Source organism: Caballeronia sp., from assembly GCF_049581465.1.
GTDB lineage: Bacteria > Pseudomonadota > Gammaproteobacteria > Burkholderiales > Burkholderiaceae > Caballeronia.
In genome coordinates this window covers 1-2,221 of sequence record NZ_JBAUSA010001104.1, presented here as the reverse complement: position 1 = coordinate 2,221, position 2,221 = coordinate 1, and the positions used below count along the sequence as shown (strand labels likewise).

Annotated in this window: 3 protein-coding genes; all 3 read left to right on the top strand. The window is 63.4% G+C overall.

Annotated features, from left to right (window positions below):
- The coding region (locus WCA53_RS27000; RefSeq protein ID WP_423917886.1) for a site-specific integrase at window positions 1–996 on the top strand (996 nt) is incomplete at its 5' end.
- 32 nt (window positions 997–1,028) lie between these two features.
- Entirely contained in the window at window positions 1,029–1,922 is an 894-nt protein-coding gene (locus tag WCA53_RS26995; protein ID WP_423917881.1) for a tyrosine-type recombinase/integrase, read from the top strand.
- A partial coding sequence (locus tag WCA53_RS26990) for a site-specific integrase (RefSeq protein WP_423917878.1) occupies window positions 1,919–2,221 on the top strand: 303 nt, incomplete at its 3' end. The genes WCA53_RS26995 and WCA53_RS26990, both read left to right, overlap by 4 nt.

Sequence of the window (2,221 nt, the reverse complement as noted above, 5' to 3'; positions counted from 1 at the left end):
AAATGGGTCTCGCCCCGGAGCATGTTGCTCCCGCTCGGGTATCTGCGCGCGGCCGGTGTCGTGCCGGCACCTGCAGCAGGAACACCGGAAGGTCCGGTGGAGCGGCTGCTTTTGGATTATCGCCGTTACTTGGTGAGCGAGCGTGGGTGCGGGGAGCGCACTTTTGCTCGCTTGGAGAGTGACGTTCGGCTATTTCTCTGCGAGCGAGTTGGGCAGCGTGGCCTTGAGCTTGAGTGTTTGAGCGCTGCGGATGTCAGCGATTTCATGGTACGGGAGTGCTCGCGGCGGAGCGTCGCGGGAGCACGCCGCTTGGTTGGTGTGATGCGTCCGCTGTTGCGCTATCTGCACGTTGCAGGTATCACGGCCACGCCACTTGCATGGGCGGTGCCCAGCGTCGCCGATTCGCGAGATTGCACATTGCCACGGGGATTGCAGGCAACCGCGGTAGTCCAGCTGCTTTCCAGTTGCGACCGACGCCGGACGGTTGGCCGGCGCGATTACGCGATATTGATGCTGATGGTCCGGCTTGGTTTGCGTGCTGGCGAGGTCGCAGCACTGCGCCTGGACGATATCGATTGGCATGGTGGTGAAATGCTGGTTCGCGGCAAGGGCAACCATCATGAGCGCCTGCCACTGCCAGACGATGTCGGTACAGCGCTGGCGGCGTACTTGCGACACCCTCGGCCACCCGACGCCGGCCGCACAGTGTTCCTGCGCGTAATCGCGCCGGCTGGTGCTCTCACTGGCATGGCGGTCAACGCGGTCGTGCGCGACGCATGTGTCCGGGTCGGCATGCCGCGAGTTGGTCCACATCAGCTACGGCATACCGCCGCGACGGAGATGCTGAGATCGGGCGCGTCACTGTCAGAAATAGCGGAGGTCCTGCGCCATCGTCATCTCACGACAACCGTGATCTACGCCAAGGTCGATCGAGTGGCGCTGCGAGAGCTCGCCCAGCCCTGGCCGATGGCGGTGACGACGGGGGGTGCAGCATGAGTCCCCTGCGGTCGGCTCTGAAGGATTATCTGATGGTTCGTCGCCAGCTCGGGTTTTCGCTTGAGAATTATGATCGTCTGCTGGGAAGCTTCGTCGGTTTTCTGGAACAGGCGGGTGCGGCGCGGATCACGACAGAACTGGCGATCGCGTGGGCGACCCAGCCCAAAGGCACACACCCGCAGTGGTGGCGTGCGCGGCTCGGGATGGTGCGGGGCTTCGCCAGATACCTGAACACAATTGATCCCGACAGCGACATACCGCCCAGGGACCTGCTGACAGCCAAACGCCCCCGCTTGGCGCCGTATTTGTACTCGCAGGCAGAGATAGCGGCACTGATGGATGCGGCGCGAGCGCTCGGGCCGTCCCCGTTGCGCGGAAGAACCTACGAGACACTGATCGGGCTGATGGCCGCCAGCGGTCTGCGGATCGGGGAGGCGCTCGGACTTGACCGCGGCGATGTCGACCTGAACGACGGCGCGCTTCACGTCCGTGTCGGCAAGCTGGGCAAGCAGCGCGAGCTACCACTGCAGGAGAGCACCACAGAAGCGCTTCGCGAATACAGCCGGTTACGCGACCGGCGCTGGCCAAAACCGGATACTCAAGCGTTCTTCCTCTCAACACGAGGATCGCGGGTCACGAGCAAAGCAGTCAACTACGTCTTTCCCCAGCTCATCTGCGACATCGGCTTGGAAGACAGCAGCGAGCACCGGCGACCGCGCCCACACGATCTCAGACATACGTTCGCCGTGCGCACGCTGCTCGACTGGTATCGCGCAGGGGTGAATGTCGATGCCCAACTACCGCTGCTCTCAACCTATCTCGGGCATGCGCACCCGGCCGATACATACTGGTATCTGCAAGCGGCACCCGAGTTGCTCGCGCTCGCGGGTGAGCGTCTGAACGGCTTGTTGGGAGCGTGCTCATGAGCCTGCTCGCGCCCACCTTGCAATCGTTCTTCACTGACAGATTGCTCACTCAGAAGAACGCCAGCCCGCGAACCCTGGACGCATACCGCAACGCGTTCCGGTTGCTGTTGGGATTCGCTGAGCAGCAGACCGGCAAACCACCATGCCAGCTCGACTTCGCTGATCTAGACGCGCCGCTGATCGGCGCGTTCTTGGAGCACCTCGAGCACGACCGCGGCAACACCACCAGAACCCGCAACGCTCGCCTCGCGGCGATCCACTCACTGTTCCGCTACGCCGCGCTCAGGCATCCCGAACAC

What these genes read in the sequence shown, in the direction of transcription:
- WCA53_RS26995 (WP_423917881.1), top strand. Translation starts at nt 1,029, where the DNA reads ATGGTTCGTCGCCAGCTCGGGTTTTCGCTTGAGAATTATGATCGTCTG.